Source organism: Lysobacter sp. P5_C4, from assembly GCF_054049695.1.
In genome coordinates this window covers 23,990-44,861 of sequence record NZ_JBFULX010000003.1, presented here as the reverse complement: position 1 = coordinate 44,861, position 20,872 = coordinate 23,990, and the positions used below count along the sequence as shown (strand labels likewise).

Genomic DNA, 20,872 nt, shown 5'->3' with positions numbered 1-20,872 from the left:
CCAATCAGAAATCGAAGCCAACCGACAGCTTCCACGTACGCGTGGCGCCGACGACGGCCAGGCTGCTGACTTCACCGAAGTCCGGATTCGGTCCGGAGAAGGGATCGCCGCGGAAGGTGTTGTAGTCCTGCCAGTTGTCCCAGTTGAGCAGGTTGATCACGTCCACGCGCACCCACGGCTGCAACGAAGTGCCGGTGTTGAAGGTCTTGCGCAGGGCCATGTCGAGCGACTTGTAGCCGATGTTGTCCGACGGGGTGAACGGATCGAAATAGCACGCGCCCGGCGTGACCACTTCGAAGCAGTTCGTCGCGTCCTTCGGGGTCGGGCTCGACAGGGTCAGCTTGCCGGAGAACTGGAAGTCCCACGGCAGGTCGGTGAAGCCGCTCACGACGAGCCGATGCTTGGGCACGCCGATCGACGGGATGAATTCCTGGTTGTCGAGGTTGGCCAGGTCGAACAGATAGTGCTCGTCGTTCGACGCATTCGGACGATTTTCCTCGGCCTGGCTCCAGGTATAGGCGATCGTGACATTCCACGGCGAATCGCTCGTCCAGCCCTTCTCCATGCCGAGCAGGAACTGGTTGAGGCGCGTTTCGATGCCGTTGTCGGCGAGGATCAGCGTGCCGTAGCCGGGAATCGGGAAGCCCCACGGCTGGTAACCGAACTGGATGCGCGGATCCGGGCGACCCGGATCATAGAAGCTGCCGTCCGGGAAGCGATTGCCGAGCCGGAAATAGATGCCTTCCTTGCTGCGAATGTGCACCGCCGTTGTCGACAAGGTCCAGTCGTGGCCCCAGATGCCGAAGGTGTTGCGCATGCCCAGGGAGAACTGATCCGAGTACGGCGTTTCCAAGGCGTTGTTCATCATGTTCACTTCGGCGCCGAGGAACGGATTTGCAGCGACGAGGGAGGCGAGCTGATTGGGATCGAGGAAGCTCGGATCCCATGTGAAGCAACGCGGGTCGTTGACGGTGTCGCAGAGATGCGCCGCGGAATTAAAACGGAACGTGTACTGCGGGAACGTGCTCTTGGACTGCTCCAGCGCGAGGTAATCCCAAAGGTTGCGATCGTAGGTGCGGCCCGCACCGCCGAAGATGACGTGGCGTTCGTCGGCGAACAGATCGTAGGAGAAGCCCAGGCGCGGCGCCCAGTTGTTGTCGTCGGTGTCGCGGTTGTTGCCGCTGCTGATGTAGTCCTCGATGTTGTAGTCCACGTTGGGGCCGTGGATGTTCGACCAGTTGCGCAGCGCGGCGGCGACGCCCACCGGCGTCACGTAGTTCTCGTAGCCCGGGTTGCGTTCGATGTCGTAGCGCAGGCCGAGGTTCAGCAGGAGGTGCTCGGTGACTTGCCAGTCGTCCTGGAAGTAGATGCCGAACTGCTTTGCGTTGGTCGTGATGTCGCGCGACGGCGAGCCCGGCACCTGGGCGCCGAAGGACACTTCATACGGGGTGTACGAGGCCACCGTCGTGTTGCCCAACAGGTTCTGTTCGTCGATGTCCACCAGGTACTGCGGGTTGAAGGGCTGCTGTTCGAAGGCGTTGATGTCGATCGCCTTGTACTTGAAGCCGGCCTTCATCGTGTGGTTCTCGACGCCGAACCAGGTGAAGTCGTCCTGCAACGACCAACCCTTCTGCCCCTTGTCCTGGAAGTCGCGGCCGCCGCCGATGTTGATCACCGCGTCGCGGTTGGCGCGCGTGATGTTGATGCCGGGGCCGAAGGTGAGAGGCCGCGGACCGAAGCTTTCGTTTTCGAACGTCAGGTGCGCATCGTTCAACCAGTTTTCGCGATTGAATTGCCAGCGCAGGTCGGCGCGCGTGCTGTCATTGTCCTTGGTCGTGCCGTAGGAGGACGTGTTGCGATCGGCAATGCCGGTGATCTCCGATTCCGTGCGGTCCTTGAGCGACAGCTCGATCAGGTGATCGCCGGTGGGCTGCCATGTCAGCTTGCCGAACCACAGGTCTTCGGAGAACGGCGAAGCGACGGGGCCAGTCTGCTCGAGGATTTCGTCGGGCAGCGGCCCGGTGTAGTTACCGCCGATGGTCACCGAGCGCGGCGAGGTGATGTCCTTGCCTTCGTACGAGACGAAGTAGAACAGGCGGTCCTTGAGGATCGGGCCGCCGAGTGACATGCCGTACTGCGAGGTCGCGGTGTCCGACTCGCGGTCGGCGTCCTCTTCCGACGGCGTGCGCGCGCGCCAATGATCGGAGGTGCGGTCGAAGAACACCGAGCCCTGCATTTCGTTGGTGCCCGACTTGGTGACCGCGGTGATCGCCGCACTGCTGATCTGGTCGTACTCGGCCTTGTAGTTGGACGTGATGACCTTGTACTCGCCGATCGCCATCTGCGGGAAGGGATTGCCGCGCGAGGAATCCTGCCCGCTGATGCCGCCCTTGAGCACGTAGTTCTTCTGGCCCACGCCGTCGATGAAGACGTTGATGCCGTTGGAGTTCTGCGCGCCGCTGCGCAACTTCGTCGAGTCGTCCGCGCCCTGCTCGAAGATCACGCCGGGCACGGTGTCGGCGAAGGACAGGAAGTTGCGGTTGGTCTGCGGCAGCGCTTCGATCTTCTGCGGCGTGACGTTGGTGGCGACTTCGGACGTACGCACTTCCTGGGCCGTACCGACGACTTCGACTGCCTCCATCTCGGTGGGCGCGGCGGCCACGTTGAGGTACGCCGTCTGTGCCACGGCCAGCGTGACCGTCTTAGGCGTGCCACCCGCGGACTGCACGCGATACGTACCCGGCGGCAGGCCGGCGAGGATGTAGTTGCCGTTGGCGTCGGCGGTGGCGGTGCGCGTCAGGCCCGTTGCGACGTTGGTCGCAGTGACCTGCTGCGAAGCCGTGGCGACGCCACGGACGGTGGACGCGGTGCTCTGCGCATACACCGAAGGCGCGCCGACCGCGAGGGCCGCGGCGAGCGCGCATGCGAGCAGGCGCGGCGTGGGGCGTTGATGGTTGCGAGACTTCATTTGAGTTTCTCTCCCGGCGGGCGGTTTGATGCGTTGCGTTGTGTGGATTGCCGCGCGACGAGGTGCGGCGCGATGAGCGTCGCTTCGTCGGTCGGTGGTGTGGGGTTCTCGCAGCCGGCGAGCAGCATGCGCAGCGCGCGGCCGCCGAGTTGCGCGATGTCGACGGAGATCGTCGTCAGCGAGGGATGCACGTAGCGTGCGAGGGGAATGTCGTCGAAGCCGGCGACGGCGATGTCGTCCGGCACCGTGAGGCCGGCCTGGTGGAACGCGAACAGCACGCCGAGCGCGGTCATGTCGTTGGCGGCGAACACCGCGTCGGGACGCGGGTCCATCTTGAGGACATCGTGTCCGGCGGCATGTCCGGAGGATTCGTCGAACGCGCCCTGCAACACGATCGGTTGCGCATCGGGCAGCAGCTGCGCGAGCGCATCGGTGTAACCGCGCAGGCGTTCGTCGGCGTCGAAGTTGTCCTTCGGGCCGGTGACGAAGGCGATGCGGCGGAAGCCATTGTCGACCAGGTGCGCGACCATCGCGCGCGCGCCGCCATAGTTGTCGATGCGCAGCGTGCCCAGCCCGACGCCGGTGAGGTGCGAGTTGATCAGCACCGCCGGCTGCGATTGCCCGAGTTCGCTCGCCAGCGCCTGGCTGTCGAGGAAGGGCGAGAGCACGAGCAGGCCGTCCACGCGCCCGCGCATCGCACGCAACGCGGTGCCTTGTTCGTCGGGATGGCCGTGGTAACTGGAAACGAGCAGGTGGAGGTCGTGCTCGCGCGCGACGACATCGATGCCGCGCATCAATTCGGAGAAGAACTCGCCGTGCAGATCAGGAAGGACGACACCGATCGTGCGCGTGCGACGGCTGCTGAGGCTGCGCGCGGCGTGGTGCGGGACGTACTTGAGTTCCTTCGCGGCATCCAGGACGCGTTCGCGAACGGTGCTGGCCACGTTCTGCTGGCCGTTGAGCGCACGCGAGACGGTGGCCACCGATACCTGGGCCAGCCGCGCTACGTCGCGAATCGTGACAACGTCTCCCATCGCCGCCCCACACCTTCGTCCGTGGCTGGAATGTAAACGTTTTCACAAAGGACTGTAAACGTCGTGTAAAGAGCGGAGTGCGTGCTGCATTGCAGCAAGCTCAGCGGTTGGCTTCTTCCGGGGTCCGCGCGCGAATGGACAGCGCGTGGATATCGGTCTCCATCATCCCGCCCAGGGCCGCATACACCTTGCGATGTCGGGCCAGTGGCGCCAGGCGCGCGAAGGCCGCGCTCACGATGTCGACATTGAAATGCCCGCGCCCGTCGCGCGCGCCTGCATGGCCCGCGTGGCGGGCGCTGTCGTCGACGACATCCAGCGACTGCGGCGACAGTGCCTGATCGAGCAGCGCGCGAATGCGTTCGACCCGGTTCACGGCAGCGTGGGCTTGAAGGGGCGCACGTCGACGCGGTGGTAGACGCCGGCTTCGACATAGGGATCGGCCTCGGCCCAGGTCCGCGCGTCGTCGAGGGAATCGAACTCCGCGACGATGATGCTGCCGCTGTAACCGGCCGGGCCGGGGTCTTCGGCATCGATCGCCGGGCATGGGCCGGCCAGCAGCAGCCGCCCTTCATCCCGCAGCGCGAGCAAGCGCGCCACGTGCGCAGGGCGGGCCTGCAGGCGGCGTTCCAGCACCCCGGGGCCGTCGTGCCCTTCGATCGCGTACCACATCCGATGCTCCTGCCCGTTGGTGCGTTTGGTGAAAAGGCGATTGTAAGTGGTGGACAGCCCTCGCCTGCCCCCGTAACCTTGGGGTCAATGAATCGGTGCCGCGCGCGACGCGGCCCGCGCGACCCCACCAGCGTTCGACCGACAATCGGACCGGGGTCCCCCCGCAAGCGACTTTGAGTTCCGCGGCTGCGCACGGCCCCGCCGTTCGCGCTGCATTGCTCCACCGGTGGCCTCGAGGGGGCCGCATAACGCATGTCCGACGAACCGAGCGTGCCCGCGCCCGAAGGCGATTCCGCCAACGGCGCGCACCCGCAAACGCACAATCCGACACACCCGCAGCAGCAGGAAATGCCGCTGGCGGTCGTGCTCGGCCAGCCGGTCCTGCAGATCCCGCAGGATCTTTACATCCCGCCGGACGCGCTCGAGGTCATCCTCGATGCGTTCGAAGGTCCGCTGGACCTGCTGCTGTATCTGATCCGCCGCCAGAACCTGGACATCCTCGACATCCCGGTCGCCGAGATCACGCGCCAGTACGTCGACTACATCCAGGCGATGCACGAGATGCGGTTCGAGCTCGCCGCCGAATACCTGGTGATGGCCGCGATCCTGGCCGAGATCAAGTCGCGCATGCTCCTGCCGCGCCCGCCGAGCGAGGAAGGCCTGGAGGACGACCCGCGCGCCGACCTCGTGCGCCGCCTCCAGGAGTACGAACGTTTCAAGCAGGCCGCCGAGGACCTCGATGCCCTGCCCCGACAGGACCGCGACACCGTGCCGGTGACCGCGTTCGTGCCGGATCGCGCGTCGGTGAAGCTGCCGCCGCCGGTGGACCTGCGCGAAATGCTGCTGGCGTTGGGCGACGTGCTCAAGCGCGCCGAGCTGTTCACGCAACATGCGATCAAGCGCGACGCCCTCAGCGTGCGCCAGCGCATGGGCGAGTTGCTCGAACGCATGCACGACGGTCAGTTCCACCGCTTCGAATCGCTGTTCACGGTGCAGGAAGGCAAGCTCGGGGTGGTCGTCACCTTCCTCGCGCTGCTGACCCTGGCGAAGGAACAACTGGTCGAGATCATCCAGGAATACACCGACAACAGCCGACCGAGCGATGCACACGGCGACACGCCGGCGCGCGCCCTCGCCCCGATCTACGTCAAGTCCCTCGCCGTCGGCGAAGGCGCACCCGAAGCCCTCCAACTCTCGAGCGAGTTCGACGAAGAACCCGCCGCAGCGAACGATTCCCGCGCATGACTCCAATGGACCAGAGCCTCATCACCCGCATCGTCGAAGCAGCGCTCATGGCGGCCAACCAGCCGCTGACGCTTGCGCAGTTGCACGCCCTGTTCTCGCTGGACGACCCCGCGCCCGACGGCTCGGTCGAACAGGCACTCGAAGCGCTGCGCGAAAGTTGCGCCGATCGCGGCGTGGAACTGGTGGAACTCGCCTCCGGCTTCCGCTTCCAGGTCAAGGCCGACGTGCACCCGTGGGTCGCGCGCCTGTGGACCGAACGCCAGACCCGTTACACGCGTGCCACGCTGGAAACCCTGGCGCTGATCGCCTATCGCCAGCCGATCACGCGCGGCGAAATCGAACAGGTCCGCGGCGTGGCGGTAAACAGCAACATCATCAAGGCGCTCGAAGAACGCGAGTGGATCCGCGTCGTCGGCCATCGCGACGTCCCCGGCAAGCCGGCGTTGTTCGGCACGACGAAGGGCTTCCTGGATTACTTCGGCCTCAAGCGCCTCGACGAACTCCCGCCGCTGTCCGAACTCAAGGATATCGGCGAGCTCGAACCGCAATTCCAGTTCGAACCCGAAGCCGGCCCCCAAGCCGCGCTGCCGCAACCCGTCGCCGTCGAAGACTCGACGCAAGACGCAATCCCCGAACAGGACGCATCCGGACACGATGCCCTGTCCCCCCTCGACGAAGCGGAAACTGAAGAAGACACCGCAGACGTCACCGAAGATGACGACGCTGAAACGGCCTCGTCGGAGCAGACACAATGAGTGATCAAGAACGTCGCAAGCTTTCCCTCAAGCGCGGCGCCTCCACCGAACAACCCGCCGAAGCCCCGCGCATCGAGGAACGCCTGCACAAGGTCCTCGCGCAGGCCGGTCTCGGCTCCCGCCGCGCGCTCGAACAGCGCATCGCCGATGGCCTGGTGAAGGTCAACGGCACCGTCGCGCAAGTCGGCATGAGCATCACCGGCGGCGACAAGATCGAAATCGACGGACGCACGTTCGTCGCCACCGCGCTGACCGAACCTGCGCGCGTGCTGATCTACAACAAGCCCGAAGGCGAAGTCACCACGCGCGAAGACCCGGAAGGCCGCCCGACGATTTTCGAATCGCTGCCTTCGCTCAAGGGCGCGCGTTGGATCGCGATCGGCCGCCTGGACATCAACACCACCGGCCTGCTGCTGCTCACCACCGACGGTGAGCTGGCGAACGCGATGATGCATCCCTCCTACGAGATCGAACGCGAGTACGTGTGCCGCGTCCGTCCGCCGGAAGGCGAAGAGGAAGTGTCGGACAAGCTGGTCGACCGCCTGCGTCGCGGCGTCGCGCTGGAAGACGGCCCGGCCAAGTTCGACGAAATCACGAAGGTGAGCGGCGGCGAAGACCAGTCGCACGATTGGTACCGCGTCCTCCTGAAGGAAGGCCGTAACCGCGAAGTGCGCCGCCTGTGGGAATCGCAGGGCTGCCAGGTCTCGCGCCTGAAGCGCATCCGCTACGGCGAGGTCTCGCTGCCGCAGCCGCTGCTGCGCGGCCAGTCGCAGGAACTCGCGCCCGACAAGGTCGCCACGCTGCGCGGCAAGCTCGGCCTGGAAGACGGCACTGCGTCGCTGACGCTGATGCCGGTAATCGGCCAGCGCAAGGCGGCGAAGTCGACGCTGCATTTCGGCGGCGCGCGCACCGCCGGTTACGTCAGCGGGCACAACACCGCCGATGAAGGCCGCGAACTGCGTCGCTTCGACCACGTGCGCGAAGATCGCCGCGGGGGTCGCGGTGGCAAGAAGCCGCACGGGGGTTTGACCGTCAGCGGCGAAGCCGCCGCGAATGCCGGCAACAAAGCGTTCAAGCCGAAAGGCCCGCGTCAGCAGGGTCAGCGCATGCGCCCGGGCGAACAGCGCGACGCGGGCAACCCCGCTGCGTTCCGCACCTGGTACGTGCCCGAAGGTGTCGATACCGGTCCGACCGGCCACAAGAATCCCGATGGCGCGCGTGGTCCGCGCAAGCCCTACGGCCCGAAGCCGGGCGGCGCAGGCCGACCGGGTGGCGCCGGCAAGCCCGGTGGCGGCGGCAACAAGTTCGGCGGCCCGAATGCGAATCGCGGTGGCGGCCAGCCGCGTCCGTTCGGCGATCGCGACGGCAACCGCACGGGTGGTCCGGCGCGTCCGTTCGGCGACCGCGACGGCAATCGCCCGGCGCGCAGTGGCGGCGGCGGTGCGCGTCCCTACGGTCACCCGGGCAACGCGCCGTCGTTCCCGTCGGATCACGCGAATCCCGGCAGCTTCAATCCGTACAGCGACAAGCCGCGCGCACCGCGTCCGGGAGGTCCCCGTCCCGGTGGTCCGCGTCYGGGTAACGCCGGCCCCGGCGGTCCGCGCCCCGGCGGCGCGCGCCCCGGCGGTCAACGTCCCGGTGGCCCGCGCCCCGGCGGCCCGCGTCCGGGTGGTCCGCGCGGCGGTGGACGCCCCGGCGGCGGTCGCCACAGCGGCGGTTGATTGATCGAACAGAAGGGCGCCTCGGCGCCCTTCTTCGTTTTCGCTTCACATTCCTTTCGTCGTCGCTTCGCGCAGCGCGCAAACACTGCGCGCATGGACCATGACCTCATCGTCGTCGGCGCAAGCTTCGCCGGCGCGGCGTGCGCGCTCGCCGCCGCGCAATCGGGTTTGCGCGTGTGCGTGCTCGAACGCAAGCGCGATCCCGGCGACAAGCTGCGCACCACCGGCATCATCGTGAAGGAGGCCGCCGAGCGCACGCTGCTCGGCGAGTTGCCAGCGCATCTCACGCGGCGCGTCGAACGCGTGCAGCTGTATGCGCCCAACCTGAAACAGATCGCGCTCGCCGCACCGGGAAGCTACTTCCTCACCACCGATACGCCCGGCGTGATGCGTTGGCTCGCCGATCAACTGCGCGCGAACGGCGTCGACCTGCGCTTGAACACATCGTTCCGCGAGGCGAAACGCGTCGGCGATCACTGGCACGTCGAAGGCGCCGGCCGCGCGCGCTTCCTCGTCGGCGCCGACGGCGCACGTTCGCGCGTCGCCGATCGTTGCGGGCTCGGCCGCGTGCGCGGTTTCCTCTACGGCATCGAATACGAATTCCCGCACGCGCGCCTCGCCGATCCCGACGCGCTGCATTGCTTCATCAGCAAGCGCCACGCGCCCGGTTACATCGGCTGGATCGCGCAGAACCCGGGCGGCGTGCAAGCCGGTCTCGCGCTGCGCCACGATCCGGCGAACGTGCGCGTGCCCGACCTCGATGCGTTCCTCCTGCGCGTCGGCCAAGCCGGTGGCCTCCCCTTGCGATTGACCCCCGGCCCGACGCGCGCAGGCCTGATTCCGTGCAGCGGACCGGTGTGGCCGCTCGCGCGCGATGGCGCGATCCTCACCGGCGATGCCGCCGGTATTGTTTCGCCCGTGACCGCAGGCGGCATCCGCGCCTCCTGGGAACACGCGTGGACGGTCGGTCGCGCCATCGCCGCGCACCTGCGCCACGGTGGCCCCGCGCCGGAAAGCATCGCGATCGACGCCGCCCCGCGATTCCGCACCAAGCGCGCCTTGCGCTGGGCCTACGACCGCCTGCCCTTCGACTGGCCCTTCGACCTGTTGCTGTCCGCGCCGCCCGTCCGCTGGGCGGCCGAACGGGTGTATTTCGGCTGATGCGTTGAAATAACGCGGGCGTATCGTCCGGCCCATGGCCGATCGCCGATTCGTTGGAAGTGCGCTTGGGAAAGCGGAGGCATTGTTCCCGCGGTTCGCGCGAGCCGGGGCCGTCGCGGCGTGATGTTCCCGCAAGCCCTACTTCAGCGCGAATGCATCCGCATCGAGCATCGCGGGGAATCGCTCGCGATGCGCCAACAATTCCCGCGCCGGCAAACGCGCCGTCACCACCACCTCTTCGTCCGCGGCTTCACTCAGGGGCTGCCCGAGGAAATCCAGCACAGCGCTCTCGCCGTCGTACTTCAACCCGTTGCCATCCACGCCCACGCGATTCAGGCCCGCGACGAAGCACAGATTCTCGATCGCCCTCGCACGCAACAGGGTCCGCCACGCATAGCTCCGCGCGGCCGGCCAGTTCGCGACATACACCAGCAAGTCGTAGTCCAGCCCCTGCGGCCGCTCGACATCGAAGCGATTGCGCGAGAACACCGGAAAGCGCAGGTCGTAGCAAACCAGCGGACAGATGCGCCAGCCCTTGAATTCGATCGTCATGCGATCGCGGCCGGCGGCGTAACGCTCGTGTTCCTTCGCATATCGGAACAGGTGGCGCTTGTCGTAGGTCGACAAGGCGCCATCCGGTGTCACGAAGCACAACCGGTTGTAGACACCCTCGCCGTCGCGGATCTGCACGCTGCCGCACATCGCCGCGCCGATCTTCGCCGCCTGCCCGCGCAGCCAATCGGTCGTCGGGCCGTCCATCGTTTCGGCCTGGCCGATGGCTTCGTTGCTGAAACCGCTGGTGAAGGTTTCCGGCAGCAGCACCAGGTCCGTCGTGCCGTGCAACGGCGCGACGAGGTGGCCGTAATACGCACGATTGGCCGCCGGGTCGTGCCAGCGGGTGTCGCCTTGCACCAGGGTGACGCGGAGATCCTGCATGGCCGTCACGTTAAATCGCTCCTGCGTTCAAAGCTTGCGAAGACGTTCGAGCGCCGCGTCCAGCGTCGCGTCGTTCTTGGCGAAGCACAAGCGTGCCAGGCGCTGGCCCGGGGGCGGCGATTCGTAGAACGGCGACAACGGAATGGCGGCGACGCCCTTCTCGGTCGTCAGCCAACGGCAGAACGCCAGGTCGTCCAGGTCGCTCACGGCCGAGTAGTCGACCAACTGGAAATACCCACCGGGCACAGGCAGCGGTTTCAAGCGCGTCTGCCGCAATTGCGCGGCGAACCGATCGCGCTTGGCCTGGTAGAACGCACCCAGTTCCAGGTAATGGGCGGGGTCGCGTTCGATCATGTCGGCGAAGGCATGCTGCGCAGGCGCGAACGTACAGAACGTGTTGTATTGATGCACCTTGCGGAATTCGGCCGACAGCGCGGGCGGCGCGATGCAGTAGCCGACCTTCCAGCCCGTGCAGTGATACGTCTTGCCGAAGCTCGACACGACGAAGGCGCGCTCGCGCAACTCGGGGTAACGCAGCACCGATTCATGGCGCGCGCCGTCGAAGACGATGTGTTCGTACACCTCGTCGGACAACAGATACACGTCCGGGTTGTCGCGCAGGATCGAGGCCACCGCCGCCAGGTCGGCCTGCGACAACATCGCGCCCGACGGGTTGTGCGGGCTGTTGATCATCAGCATGCGCGTGCGCGGCGTGATCGCTGCGCGCACCTTCTGCCAATCCGGCGCGAAAGTCTGCGGGTCGAGCGCAACATGCACGGCCTTGGCTTCGGCCAGTTCGATCGCGGGTTCGTAGCAGTCGTAACACGGGTCGAGCACGACGACTTCCTCGCCGGCGTGCACCACCGCGTGGATCGCATCGAAGATCGCTTCGGTCGCGCCCGAGGTCACGGTGACTTCGGTGTCGGCGTCCGGGCGCCAGCCGTACACGCGCTCGGTCTTGTTCGCGATGGCCTGGCGCAGCGCGGGGATGCCGGTCATCGGCGCGTACTGGTTGTGGCCGGCGCGCATCGCACGGTCCAGGGACTCGACCAGCAGGTCGGGCACCGGGAAATCGGGGAAGCCCTGCCCGAGGTTGACGGCCTTGTGTTCCATCGCGAGCTGCGACATCACCGTAAAGATCGTGGTGCCGACCTTCGGCAGCTTGGTGGTGGGGTGCATGGGCCGTCCGTGTGAGGGAAATGTGAGGAATCCGACGAACGGCGTGCCGTCGGCGGAGATTCGAGTTTACGGAAGCAAGCCCCCTGCGTTAAACCTGATCGTCTTATGTCGCTCCAGACCGACCTCCGCATCGCCACCCTCCTCGACGCCTACTACGCGGCCGAATACCGCTGGGAGCTCGACGGGGAATGGCGCCAGATCCGCATCGGCCAGCGGGCGCCCGAACTCGAGGCGTTCTTCCCGCACAGCCGGCGCTTCGGTCTGCTGTCGGCCTGGGATCCGCAGTCGATCCCGCGCGCCGAGGCGGTCAACCGCCGCGCCGACGAAGCGCTGCACGCCGCCCTGTTGACCAGCGACCTGCCCTTCCGCCCCGGCTTCTCCTCGGCGCCCAATCGCAGTTGGCGCGAGCCGAGCTGGGTGGTGATGGACATGCCCGACCCCGAATTCGATCGCCTCGCCCTGCGCTACGGGCAACTGGGCACGCTGGTGTGGGACCGCGGTGCGCCGGTGGGATTGCGCATGTACGCAACGCAGCCGCTGATGGCGAAAGACCGCGCGCATGTCGAATGGGCGTCGGTCAACCCGACGCCTCGCGATCGTCGTTCGACCCCGCGCTCGCACACGCCCTAACCGTCCCGCACGACCCCGCCCGCGTCATCCAACCGGACACTTCGAAGCGTCGCGACGTGCGTGCACAACGCTCCACGCGGCCCAGGAGCGTCGCGGATGGCGCCTGACCGTCGATTTTGCCCGTGAAGGGCGCCAGCCGCGTCAGTGATTGCCAGCGCACAAGACACGCCAGCGCTGCATGCGGGCCCCGCCCGGGGTGAAGGCGGCGCATTGTAGACGACCCTTCCGCGCGACCGACCCGCTAAAATGCCGGCTCCGCATCAGACCGACCCCGAATGAGCGACGCCCCACCGCTGCTCGCCGCACGCGGCCTGCGCTTCGCGCGCAACGAACAACCGGTGTTCGGTCCCCTCGCGTTTTCCGTCGACGCAGGGCAAGCGCTGCTCGTGCAGGGCGACAACGGCGCGGGCAAGACGACCTTGTTGCGCGTGCTTGCAGGGCTGTTGCGTCCCGACGAGGGCGAGATCGACATCGATGGTCGCAAAGCCTCGCCGTTGCTCCGCGCACGCGCCATCGCCTACCTCGGTCATCTCCCCGCGTTGAAGGCCGACCTCACCGCGATGGAAAACCTGCGCTTCCTCTGCGGGCTGCATGGCCGCCGCCGCGGACAGGTGCCGGAAACCGCGATGGGCATCGTGGGCCTGGCCGGATACGAAGACACCCTCGCGCGGCAACTCTCCGCAGGGCAGAAGAAACGCCTCTCGCTCGCGCGCCTGTGGCTTTCGCCCGCGCCCCTGTGGCTGCTCGACGAGCCCTACGCGAACCTCGACCTGGAAGGCATCAACCTCGTCAACCGCATGGTGCAGGCGCATCTGCGCGAAAACGGCGCTTGCTTGCTGACCACGCACGGCGCTTACGCCGCACCGCCGGTGCGCACGCGCATGCTCACGCTGGAGCGCGCCGCATGATGCGCTCGGCGGCCTTCGCATTGCTCGCGCGCGATGCCCGCATGTTGTGGCGGCGCCGGGGCGATGCGTTGCAGCCGGCCTTGTTCGCATTGCTCGTCGTCGTCCTGTTCGCGCTCGCCCTGGGGGCCGAAGGAAAGACGCTTGCGCGCGTGGCAGCGCCGACCTTGTGGCTCGCGGTGCTGCTCGCCGGCTTGCTCGCCCTCGACACGCTCTTCCGCGGCGACGCCGAGGACGGTTCGCTCGAACAATGGATGCTCGCGCCGGTGCCGCTGTCCTGGCTCGTGCTGGTGCGCACATTCATGCACTGGGCCTCGACCGCCCTGCCGCTGCTGATCGCCACGCCCGTCCTCGGCGAACTGCTCCACCTCCCCCGCGCGGAACTGCCCGTGCTGATGGCCTCGCTCGCGCTGGGCACGCCGCTGTTAAGCCTGATCGGCGCAGTGGTGGCCGCATTGACCGTCGGCATGCGCCGCTCCGGTATCCTTGTCGCGCTGCTCGCGCTGCCGCTGTACGTACCGGTGCTGGTGTTCGGCGCCGGGAGCGTTGCGCTCGCCGGGCAAGGCCTGGATGCCGCCGCGCCACTGCTCTACCTCGGCGCGGGCCTGGTGCTCGCGCTGGTCCTGGCGCCGCTCGCCGCGGCGGCCGCGATCCGCATTTCACTGAGCTGACCCCCATGCACCCGCTCGTCCGCTGGTTCCACCAACTCGGCTCGCCGCCCTACTTCGATCGCTTCGCCGCGCGCTGGTCGCCGGTGTCGTACGCGCTGGCCGTGCTGGTCATGGCCTACGGGTTGTGGGGCGCGCTGTTCCAGGTGCCCGCCGATTACCAGCAGGGCGACAGCTTCCGCATTCTCTACATCCACGTGCCGGCCGCGTGGATGAGCCTGTTCGTGTTCGGGCTGATGGCCTTCTACGCGGCGATCGCGCAGATCTGGCGCATCAAGCTGTGCGAAATCCTCGCCATGGCGTGCGCGCCGACGGGCGCTGCATTCACGCTGATCACGCTCGCCACCGGGTCGATCTGGGGCAAGCCGATGTGGGGCACGTGGTGGGACTGGGATCCGCGGCTGACGAGTGAACTCGTGCTGCTGTTCCTCTATCTGGGAATCATGGGCCTGTATCACGCGATCGACGATCGACGGCAAGCCGCGCGCGCCGCAGGCCTGCTCGCCATCGTCGGCGTCGCCCTGCTGCCGGTGATCCGCTACTCCGTGTATTGGTGGAATTCGCTGCACCAGGGGCAGACGATCAGCCTGCTCGGCGGTTCGAAGATGGATGCCAGCATGCTGCCGCCGCTGTTCGCCATGATCATCGCAACGAAGCTCTGGTTCATCGGCTCGCTGCTGGCGCGTGCGCGTGCCGACAATCTGCGCCGCGAAGCAGGGAAGGATTGGGTCGTGCGCATGGCCTCCGGTACTGCGGAGCGCGTGCGATGAGTTACCTGGATTACGTCATCGGCGCATACGCCGTGTTCTTCGTCGTGCTGCTGTGGGATTTCATCGCACCGCGCATCGACATCGCGCGCCAGCTGCGCGCCGCAAAGCTGCGCGCAACCCGCAAGGCACCGCGCCCCAACGTCGACACCCTGAGCAGGACCGAATCCGAATGAACCCCACCCGCCAGCGCCGCCTTTGGTACGTGATCGCGCTGCTGGTCGCCGCCGCAATCGCCGTCGGCCTCGTCGTCACCGCACTGGGTCGCAACGTCACCTATCTCTACACGCCCGCCGAAATCCTCGACGGCCGCGCGGGCGATGCCGTCTCCTCGGGACAAGCGCGCATCCGCCTGGGCGGCATGGTCGCCGCGAACTCGTTCAAGCGCGCCCCCGGTTCGATGGAAGCGCACTTCAGCGTCGACGATGGGGACGCGATGATGCCCGTCGTCTACACCGGCATCCTGCCCGACCTGTTCCGCGAGAAGCAGGCCGTCGTCGCGACGGGCCGCATGCGCCAGGGCACCTTCGTCGCCGAGGAAGTGCTCGCCAAGCACGACGAGGCCTACATGCCGAAGGAAGTCGCCGACAAGATGGGCAAGGCACACAAGAAACACGACGTCGACACCAACCCGTCCGACACCGCCATGCCGACCGAAGGCACCCCGTAGTGCTGCCCGAACTCGGACAACTCGCGCTCGTCCTCGCACTGCTCGTCGCCGCGCTGCAGGCGGTATTGCCGCTGGCCGGCGCACAGAACGGCCGCGCGTCGTGGATGGCGGTCGCGCGCCCGGCGGCGTACCTGCAATTCGCCCTCGTGCTGTTCGCCTTCGGGCTGCTGTCGCATGCGTTCGTGACGCAGGACTTCTCGCTGCGCTACGTCGCGCAGAACAGCAATTCGTTGTTGCCGATGGTCTATCGCTACACCGCGGTGTGGGGCGCGCACGAAGGCTCGCTGCTGCTGTGGGCGCTGATCCTCGCGTTGTGGACGGCGGCGGTCGCGCGTTTCTCGCAACGCTTGCCGAGCGAGGTGATCGCGCGCGTGCTCGGCGTGATGGGCCTGGTCGCCGTCGGTTTCCTCGCCTTCCTGATCTTCACCAGCAATCCGTTCGAACGCTTGCTGCCCGCCGCCATCGAAGGCCGCGACCTCAACCCGCTGCTGCAGGACCCGGGGATGATCATCCATCCGCCGATGCTCTACCTGGGCTACGTCGGGTTCTCCGTCCCCTTCGCATTCGCCATCGCCGCGCTGCTCGGTGGTGAAGTGGACGCACGTTGGCTGCGCTGGACGCGCCCGTGGACGAACGTCGCCTGGGGCTTCCTCACCTGCGGCATCGCGCTGGGTTCGTGGTGGGCGTATTACGAATTGGGTTGGGGCGGCTGGTGGTTCTGGGATCCGGTCGAGAACGCGAGCTTCATGCCATGGCTCGCCGGCGCGGCGCTGCTGCATTCCCAGGCCGTGACCGAAAAACGCGGCAGCTTCCGCGGCTGGACCTTGCTGCTGGCCATCGCGACGTTCTCGCTGTCCTTGCTCGGCACCTTCCTCGTGCGCTCGGGCGTGTTGACGAGCGTGCATGCGTTTGCCGCCGATCCCACGCGCGGGCTCTTCGTCCTCCTGTTCCTCGGCACGGTCGTCGGCGGCTCGCTGCTGCTGTACGCGTTGCGAGCGCCGAACGAAAACGACGGCGCGCCCTTTGCCGCTTCGTCGCGCGAAACCCTGCTGCTCGCCAACAACCTGCTGCTCTCGACCGCGTGCGCGATGGTGCTGATCGGCACGCTGTATCCGCTGCTCGCCGACGCGCTCGACCTCGGCAAGATCTCCGTCGGCCCGCCCTACTTCGCGCTGCTGTTCACGCTGCTGATGGCGCCGCTGGTGTTGCTGCTGCCGTTCGGCCCGTTGACGAAGTGGCAGCGCGAACAGGCCTCGCGCCCGATCGCGATGCTCGTGCCGTGGGCCGGGCTTGCGCTCGGCATCGGCATCGCGTCGTTCTTCCTCGCAAAACAGGGTCCGTGGAAAGTCGCCGCGGGTCTCGCGGGCGCGACCTGGGTCGCCGCGGGCACGGTGCGTTTCCTGTGGACGCGATTCAATTCGTCGGGCCGCAAGTTCACCGCCGAAATGCTCGGCATGACCTTCGCGCACGCAGGCATCGCGGTGTTCCTCGTCGGTGCATTGCTGGTCGAAGGCCTCGCGCAACAACGCGAGCTCGCGTTGTCACCGGGCCAGTCGGTGGCGATCGATGGCCGCCAGTTCGTCTTCGAAGGCGTGCAACACCGCGAAGGCCCCAACTACGTCGCCGATCGCGGCACCGTGCGCGTGTTGGAAGGCGACCGCGAACTGACGACGTTGCATCCGGAAAAACGCAAGTACGCCTCCGGCGGCCAGGTGATGACCGAAGCGGCGATCGCCCCCGGCGTGCGCGGCGATCTGTACGTCGCCCTCGGCGAACCCTTGGGCGGCGACGCCTGGGCCGTGCGCGTACACGCCAAACCCTTCGTTCGGTGGATCTGGTTCGGCGCATTGTTGATGGCGATCGGCGGCTTCATCGCGGCGACGGACAAACGCTTCCGTCGCGCGGAGGCTGCGGCATGACCGGGCGCGCATCGCGTTTCGTTCCGCTTGCGGTTTTCGCCGCGCTCGCGCTGCTGCTCGCCGCCGGTGTGTGGTTGAGCCGCAACCCCGATCGCGAAGCGCTGCCCTCCCCGCTGATCGACAAGCCCGCGCCGCAATTCACGCTGCCCGTGCTGCACGAACCCGACCGCAAGGTCACGCTCGCCGATCTCAAGGGCGCGCCGTTCCTGCTCAACGTGTGGGGCAGCTGGTGCCCGTCGTGTCGCGACGAACATCCGGTGCTGACGCGCTTCGCCGAAACCAAGCGCGTGCGCCTGGTCGGTTTCAACTGGAAGGACGACCCCGAAGACGCGCTGCACTGGCTCGACCAGTTCGGCAATCCCTACTGGCTGGTGATCGCGGACATCGAAGGCAAGTCCGCGATCGACTGGGGCATCTACGGCGCGCCGGAAACCTTCCTCGTCGATGCCAACGGCACGATCCGCTGGAAGCACGTCGGCCCGCTCACCGATGCCTTGATCCAAGGCGAGCTGATTCCCGCGCTCGACGCCATCGACCCGCAGGGCAAGGTCGCACGATGAAATTCCTGTTCGCGCTGCTGCTCGCACTCTCCGCGTTGTTCGCCACGCCGCACGCGCAAGCGCAGGTCGGCACCGACGTGGCGCCCCTGCACTTCCAGGATGCCGCCGAAGAAAAGCGCTTCCACGCGCTGGTCTCCGAACTGCGCTGCGTGATGTGCCAGAACCAGTCGCTCGCCGATTCCAACGCGCAGATCGCCTTCGACCTGCGCAAGGAAGTGCTGGATCTGATGCGCGAAGGCCGCAGCGACGCGGAGATCAAGGATTTCCTCGTCGCGCGCTACGGCGAGTTCGTGCTGTACCGCCCGCGCATGGAACGCACGACGTGGCTGCTGTGGCTGGGCCCGGCGCTGCTGCTGCTCGCCGGCGGCTTCGTCATCGCGCGCATCGTGCGCAAGCGCGCGGGCACCACGCCCCTGCCCGACGACCCCAACCAGGAGTGGTGATGTCGCCCACGTTGACGTTCGCCATCGCGGGCGGTTTGCTCGTCCTGGTCGTTGCCGCGCTGTTGTTGCGGCCCTTGTGGCGTGATTCGCAGAAGCTGGTGCTCGGCATCGCCCTGTTCATCGCCCTCGGCACCGTTGCGCTGTATCGCATCGTCGGCGCGCCGGCGGCGCTGGAAGTGCAGCCTGCCGTGGCGATGCCGCAGACGATGGACGATGCGATCGGGGAGCTGCAGGCGGAGCTGAAGAAGCATCCGGACCAGGCCGAAGGCTGGCGCTTGCTCGGCCAGGCACTCGGCAACAGCCAACGCTTCACCGAATCGCGCGATGCCTTGGCGCATGCAGCAAGGCTCGCACCCCGCGATCCCGACGTGCTGACCGAAGCCGCGCAGTCGCGCGCGCTCGCCGATCCCGAACACCGCTTCGACACGGTCGCGGTTGCGCTGCTGCGCCAGGCGATTGTGGTGCAACCGCAACATCAGCGCGCGCGGTGGTTCCTCGGCATCGCGCAGCGCCAGGCCGGCGAAAATGCGGAAGCCGCGAAGACGTGGGAGCCGCTGCTCGCGATGGTCGATGCGAACACCGCGCCATCGCTGCGCGTGCAGATCGACGAGGCGCGCAAGGCCGCGGGGATGCAGCCCCTGCCGGCCGCCGCGCCCGTCGCCGCGCAACCGGGCCTGCGTGTTCGGGTGACGCTGGATCCGGACCTGGCCGCGCGTGCGCGCCTGCGCGGCGATGCCACCGTGTTCGTCATCGCACGCGCCGCTGGCGGGCCGCCGATGCCGGTGGCGGTCGAACGTCACACGCTGCAGGACCTTCCGCTCGACATCACGCTCGACGACGGCGACAGTCCGATGCCGACGCAGAAGCTCTCGGCGATGCATGACATCGAAGTGTTGGCGCGCATCTCCGCGAGTGGGGATGCGATTCCGCAGGCTGGCGATCTCGAGTCAGCGCCTGCGCGCGTCACGTTGCCCGCTGGTGGCCCTGTTGATCTGACGATCGGTGCGGTTCGCGAGTAAGGTCAGGCACTCGGCCCGCACTGGCACGGCTTCGCCTCCTGGCAACCGCACTGGCAGGCGCCTTTGGCGGCGGCGGGCGCCTGGCAACCACAGGTGCAGGCGGCGCCCACGCAATCGGCACAGGTGCAGGCGGCCTTGGCTTCGGTGTTCATGGCTTCATCTCCGGGGTGAGGGACAGGCCGTGGGTGGCCTGCGGGTAATCTTGGCCCCCTCCCCCCGGGGGCTCTTGAACAAAGGGGCTGTTCGCACGTGAACACGGACGCGCAGGTTCCAGGCAAACGACCGGTCGCGGGCATCGGCCGCATCATCGGCTGGCCCGGCGGCAGTCTCTGGATCGGTGTCCATCTGGGCGCGGTGCAGACGCATGCGCACCACGCGATCCAGATTTCGTTGGCGATGGATGGCGCGTTCGACATCCGCGCCGCCGACTGGCCCGCGGCGCGGGCGGCGCGCGGGATGGTCGTGCTGCCGGATCGGCCGCATGCCTTCGATGGGCGGGGGGCGTCGATCGCCACGATGTTCGTCGAACCGAACTCGCGCAGCGGCGCGGCGTTGCGGGAGCGCTTCGCGGGGTTCGATGTCGCGTTGCTTTCGGACGAGGAAGCACACGCGGCGGTTCGACACTTGCACGCGCAGTACACCCGTGGGGCCGACGACACGGCGTTGTCGCAATACGCGAAGGGCGCGATCTGTCGTGTCGCCGGCGATCCGGTGCTCGCGCCCAGCGAGGATCCGCGCATCACGGCCGCGCTGGCGTGGATGCGTGCGCGCTTGGGGTCGCAGATCCGCCTGGAGGATGTGGCGGGTGCGGTGCATTTGTCGCCGGGCCGGTTCCGGCATTTGTTCGTGCAGCAGACCGGGACGTCGTTGCGGGCATGGTTGTTGTGGGCACGCGTGGATCGGGCGGTGCAGGCTGCGTTTCAGGGGCGTTCGTGGACGGAGGCTGCGCACGAAGCCGGGTTCGCGGATGCAGCGCACCTGACGCGCACGTGCCGGCGCGTGTTTGGCCTGGCGCCGACGATGCTGGTGCCCGAGGGTCTTGCGCGGCGCTGATTGCCGAGTTCGGTTCGCTATTTCGCTTGCGACAGCCGCGCCCGCAATCCCCACGTGTAGGCCAGCGCATAGCCCAGGAACACCCCGGCCACGCCGCTCCATGCGCCGCCCTGGATCCAGTCGGTGAGCGCATCCACGGCGCCGCTCGTCGCGTGCCGCCACGCCACCCACACTCCCACGGCGATGCGCAGCGCGACCAACGTCGTCATCGCCAGGATGAGCCAGCGATTGGGCGTATAGAACAGCCCTTTCGCGTCGCGCTCGAACCGCGTCAACCACAGGCTCGCGATGCCGACGAGTGCGCCGAGCAACAGGCCCACCGAAGCATCGCGCAATGCGGCATGCATCCAGTGCGATGCCAGCCACGCCGACAGCAGGAGCAGTGGAACGGAGAACGCGAGCAACCACGCGTTTGCGCGGATGACCCAGTGTTGCGCGCGGCGGCGCGCGCGGCCGGAGGCGTAGCGCGCCCAGAGCGATATCGGCAGCAGCACGAGCCAGAGTGCGACCAGTGCGAGCAGCCCGAGGGGGAGGAGTAACAGCAGCGGCATGGTGCGGTCGTGTGCGGCG

Annotated in this window: 21 protein-coding genes and 1 pseudogene; 15 read left to right on the top strand and 7 right to left on the bottom strand. The window is 67.4% G+C overall.

Annotated features, from left to right (window positions below; translation table 11 throughout):
• Positions 1-4: 4 nt before the first annotated feature.
• From ACXJJ8_RS08155 to ACXJJ8_RS08140, 4 genes are all read right to left on the bottom strand, one after another.
• Positions 5-2,968: a TonB-dependent receptor gene (locus ACXJJ8_RS08155; protein WP_499028739.1), complete on the bottom strand. Its 2,964-nt coding sequence runs from the start codon at positions 2,966-2,968 to the stop codon at positions 5-7.
• Positions 2,965-4,002, bottom strand: a complete 1,038-nt coding sequence (locus ACXJJ8_RS08150) for a LacI family DNA-binding transcriptional regulator (protein ID WP_499028736.1) — start codon at positions 4,000-4,002, stop codon at positions 2,965-2,967. The genes ACXJJ8_RS08155 and ACXJJ8_RS08150 overlap by 4 nt, the downstream gene beginning before the upstream one ends.
• Before the next feature lie 100 nt (positions 4,003-4,102).
• The gene (locus tag ACXJJ8_RS08145) at positions 4,103-4,375 is read right to left on the bottom strand and encodes a BolA family protein (protein ID WP_499028734.1); all 273 of its coding nucleotides are present in this window, start codon (positions 4,373-4,375) and stop codon (positions 4,103-4,105) included.
• Positions 4,372-4,671 (bottom strand): YciI family protein, encoded by a 300-nt coding sequence (locus ACXJJ8_RS08140; RefSeq protein ID WP_499028731.1) that lies wholly within the window; start codon positions 4,669-4,671, stop codon positions 4,372-4,374. The genes ACXJJ8_RS08145 and ACXJJ8_RS08140 overlap by 4 nt, the downstream gene beginning before the upstream one ends.
• Positions 4,672-4,923: 252 nt before the next feature.
• On the opposite strand from ACXJJ8_RS08140, the gene ACXJJ8_RS08135 reads away from it, so the two are divergent.
• The 4 genes and pseudogenes from ACXJJ8_RS08135 to ACXJJ8_RS08120 all read left to right on the top strand — a co-directional run bounded on the left by ACXJJ8_RS08135 (position 4,924) and on the right by ACXJJ8_RS08120 (position 9,553).
• The gene (locus tag ACXJJ8_RS08135) at positions 4,924-5,916 is read left to right on the top strand and encodes a segregation and condensation protein A (RefSeq protein WP_499028729.1); all 993 of its coding nucleotides are present in this window, start codon (positions 4,924-4,926) and stop codon (positions 5,914-5,916) included.
• Positions 5,917-5,921: 5 nt separating this feature from the next.
• Positions 5,922-6,468: pseudogene (gene scpB, locus ACXJJ8_RS08130) on the top strand (SMC-Scp complex subunit ScpB); the annotation flags it as partial.
• A 199-nt stretch (positions 6,469-6,667) separates the two neighbouring features.
• Complete coding sequence (locus tag ACXJJ8_RS08125; RefSeq protein WP_499028727.1) at positions 6,668-8,392, top strand: pseudouridine synthase; 1,725 nt, start codon at positions 6,668-6,670, stop codon at positions 8,390-8,392.
• Positions 8,393-8,485: 93 nt separating this feature from the next.
• On the top strand, positions 8,486-9,553 hold the full coding sequence (locus tag ACXJJ8_RS08120) for an NAD(P)/FAD-dependent oxidoreductase (protein ID WP_499028725.1): 1,068 nt from the start codon (positions 8,486-8,488) through the stop codon (positions 9,551-9,553).
• A 138-nt stretch (positions 9,554-9,691) separates the two neighbouring features.
• Here ACXJJ8_RS08120 and ACXJJ8_RS08115 read toward each other — a convergent pair whose 3' ends face one another.
• Positions 9,692-10,489: an amidohydrolase gene (locus tag ACXJJ8_RS08115; RefSeq protein WP_499029577.1), complete on the bottom strand. Its 798-nt coding sequence runs from the start codon at positions 10,487-10,489 to the stop codon at positions 9,692-9,694.
• 27 nt (positions 10,490-10,516) lie between these two features.
• Positions 10,517-11,668: a pyridoxal phosphate-dependent aminotransferase gene (locus tag ACXJJ8_RS08110; protein WP_499028723.1), complete on the bottom strand. Its 1,152-nt coding sequence runs from the start codon at positions 11,666-11,668 to the stop codon at positions 10,517-10,519.
• A 105-nt stretch (positions 11,669-11,773) separates the two neighbouring features.
• On the opposite strand from ACXJJ8_RS08110, the gene ACXJJ8_RS08105 reads away from it, so the two are divergent.
• From ACXJJ8_RS08105 to ACXJJ8_RS08055, 11 genes are all read left to right on the top strand, one after another.
• Positions 11,774-12,298 (top strand): DUF3293 domain-containing protein, encoded by a 525-nt coding sequence (locus tag ACXJJ8_RS08105; RefSeq protein ID WP_499028720.1) that lies wholly within the window; start codon positions 11,774-11,776, stop codon positions 12,296-12,298.
• 275 nt (positions 12,299-12,573) lie between these two features.
• On the top strand, positions 12,574-13,206 hold the full coding sequence (gene ccmA, locus ACXJJ8_RS08100; protein WP_499028718.1) for a heme ABC exporter ATP-binding protein CcmA: 633 nt from the start codon (positions 12,574-12,576) through the stop codon (positions 13,204-13,206).
• Positions 13,203-13,874, top strand: coding sequence for a heme exporter protein CcmB (gene ccmB, locus ACXJJ8_RS08095; RefSeq protein ID WP_499028716.1), 672 nt, complete (start codon positions 13,203-13,205; stop codon positions 13,872-13,874). The genes ccmA and ccmB overlap by 4 nt, the downstream gene beginning before the upstream one ends.
• Before the next feature lie 5 nt (positions 13,875-13,879).
• Positions 13,880-14,641 (top strand): heme ABC transporter permease, encoded by a 762-nt coding sequence (locus ACXJJ8_RS08090; protein WP_499028715.1) that lies wholly within the window; start codon positions 13,880-13,882, stop codon positions 14,639-14,641.
• Positions 14,638-14,814, top strand: a complete 177-nt coding sequence (locus ACXJJ8_RS08085) for a heme exporter protein CcmD (protein WP_499028712.1) — start codon at positions 14,638-14,640, stop codon at positions 14,812-14,814. The genes ACXJJ8_RS08090 and ACXJJ8_RS08085 overlap by 4 nt, the downstream gene beginning before the upstream one ends.
• The gene (ccmE, locus tag ACXJJ8_RS08080; protein WP_499028709.1) at positions 14,811-15,308 is read left to right on the top strand and encodes a cytochrome c maturation protein CcmE; all 498 of its coding nucleotides are present in this window, start codon (positions 14,811-14,813) and stop codon (positions 15,306-15,308) included. Before ACXJJ8_RS08085 ends, ccmE begins: the two co-directional genes overlap by 4 nt.
• On the top strand, positions 15,308-17,227 hold the full coding sequence (locus tag ACXJJ8_RS08075; RefSeq protein WP_499028707.1) for a heme lyase CcmF/NrfE family subunit: 1,920 nt from the start codon (positions 15,308-15,310) through the stop codon (positions 17,225-17,227). Before ccmE ends, ACXJJ8_RS08075 begins: the two co-directional genes overlap by 1 nt.
• Positions 17,224-17,787 carry a DsbE family thiol:disulfide interchange protein gene (locus ACXJJ8_RS08070; RefSeq protein WP_499028704.1) on the top strand — a complete coding sequence of 188 codons (564 nt, stop codon included), beginning with the start codon at positions 17,224-17,226 and terminating at the stop codon, positions 17,785-17,787. The genes ACXJJ8_RS08075 and ACXJJ8_RS08070 overlap by 4 nt, the downstream gene beginning before the upstream one ends.
• Entirely contained in the window at positions 17,784-18,230 is a 447-nt protein-coding gene (locus ACXJJ8_RS08065; RefSeq protein ID WP_499028702.1) for a cytochrome c-type biogenesis protein, read from the top strand. Before ACXJJ8_RS08070 ends, ACXJJ8_RS08065 begins: the two co-directional genes overlap by 4 nt.
• Positions 18,230-19,249 carry a tetratricopeptide repeat protein gene (locus tag ACXJJ8_RS08060; RefSeq protein WP_499028700.1) on the top strand — a complete coding sequence of 340 codons (1,020 nt, stop codon included), beginning with the start codon at positions 18,230-18,232 and terminating at the stop codon, positions 19,247-19,249. The genes ACXJJ8_RS08065 and ACXJJ8_RS08060 overlap by 1 nt, the downstream gene beginning before the upstream one ends.
• 249 nt (positions 19,250-19,498) lie before the next feature.
• On the top strand, positions 19,499-20,302 hold the full coding sequence (locus tag ACXJJ8_RS08055; protein WP_499028697.1) for a helix-turn-helix domain-containing protein: 804 nt from the start codon (positions 19,499-19,501) through the stop codon (positions 20,300-20,302).
• 17 nt (positions 20,303-20,319) lie between these two features.
• Here the strand turns inward: ACXJJ8_RS08055 and ACXJJ8_RS08050 are convergent, their stop codons facing one another.
• The gene (locus tag ACXJJ8_RS08050) at positions 20,320-20,853 is read right to left on the bottom strand and encodes a DUF1453 domain-containing protein (RefSeq protein ID WP_499028694.1); all 534 of its coding nucleotides are present in this window, start codon (positions 20,851-20,853) and stop codon (positions 20,320-20,322) included.
• Positions 20,854-20,872: the final 19 nt, after the last annotated feature.

What these genes read in the sequence shown, in the direction of transcription:
- ACXJJ8_RS08155 (WP_499028739.1), bottom strand. Translation starts at nt 2,968, where the DNA reads ATGAAGTCTCGCAACCATCAACGCCCCACGCCGCGCCTGCTCGCATGC.
- ACXJJ8_RS08150 (WP_499028736.1), bottom strand. Translation starts at nt 4,002, where the DNA reads ATGGGAGACGTTGTCACGATTCGCGACGTAGCGCGGCTGGCCCAGGTA.
- ACXJJ8_RS08140 (WP_499028731.1), bottom strand. Translation starts at nt 4,671, where the DNA reads ATGTGGTACGCGATCGAAGGGCACGACGGCCCCGGGGTGCTGGAACGC.
- ACXJJ8_RS08135 (WP_499028729.1), top strand. Translation starts at nt 4,924, where the DNA reads ATGTCCGACGAACCGAGCGTGCCCGCGCCCGAAGGCGATTCCGCCAAC.
- ACXJJ8_RS08120 (WP_499028725.1), top strand. Translation starts at nt 8,486, where the DNA reads ATGGACCATGACCTCATCGTCGTCGGCGCAAGCTTCGCCGGCGCGGCG.
- ACXJJ8_RS08115 (WP_499029577.1), bottom strand. Translation starts at nt 10,489, where the DNA reads ATGCAGGATCTCCGCGTCACCCTGGTGCAAGGCGACACCCGCTGGCAC.
- ACXJJ8_RS08110 (WP_499028723.1), bottom strand. Translation starts at nt 11,668, where the DNA reads ATGCACCCCACCACCAAGCTGCCGAAGGTCGGCACCACGATCTTTACG.
- ACXJJ8_RS08105 (WP_499028720.1), top strand. Translation starts at nt 11,774, where the DNA reads ATGTCGCTCCAGACCGACCTCCGCATCGCCACCCTCCTCGACGCCTAC.
- ccmA (WP_499028718.1), top strand. Translation starts at nt 12,574, where the DNA reads ATGAGCGACGCCCCACCGCTGCTCGCCGCACGCGGCCTGCGCTTCGCG.
- ccmB (WP_499028716.1), top strand. Translation starts at nt 13,203, where the DNA reads ATGATGCGCTCGGCGGCCTTCGCATTGCTCGCGCGCGATGCCCGCATG.
- ACXJJ8_RS08090 (WP_499028715.1), top strand. Translation starts at nt 13,880, where the DNA reads ATGCACCCGCTCGTCCGCTGGTTCCACCAACTCGGCTCGCCGCCCTAC.
- ACXJJ8_RS08085 (WP_499028712.1), top strand. Translation starts at nt 14,638, where the DNA reads ATGAGTTACCTGGATTACGTCATCGGCGCATACGCCGTGTTCTTCGTC.
- ccmE (WP_499028709.1), top strand. Translation starts at nt 14,811, where the DNA reads ATGAACCCCACCCGCCAGCGCCGCCTTTGGTACGTGATCGCGCTGCTG.
- ACXJJ8_RS08070 (WP_499028704.1), top strand. Translation starts at nt 17,224, where the DNA reads ATGACCGGGCGCGCATCGCGTTTCGTTCCGCTTGCGGTTTTCGCCGCG.
- ACXJJ8_RS08065 (WP_499028702.1), top strand. Translation starts at nt 17,784, where the DNA reads ATGAAATTCCTGTTCGCGCTGCTGCTCGCACTCTCCGCGTTGTTCGCC.
- ACXJJ8_RS08060 (WP_499028700.1), top strand. Translation starts at nt 18,230, where the DNA reads ATGTCGCCCACGTTGACGTTCGCCATCGCGGGCGGTTTGCTCGTCCTG.
- ACXJJ8_RS08050 (WP_499028694.1), bottom strand. Translation starts at nt 20,853, where the DNA reads ATGCCGCTGCTGTTACTCCTCCCCCTCGGGCTGCTCGCACTGGTCGCA.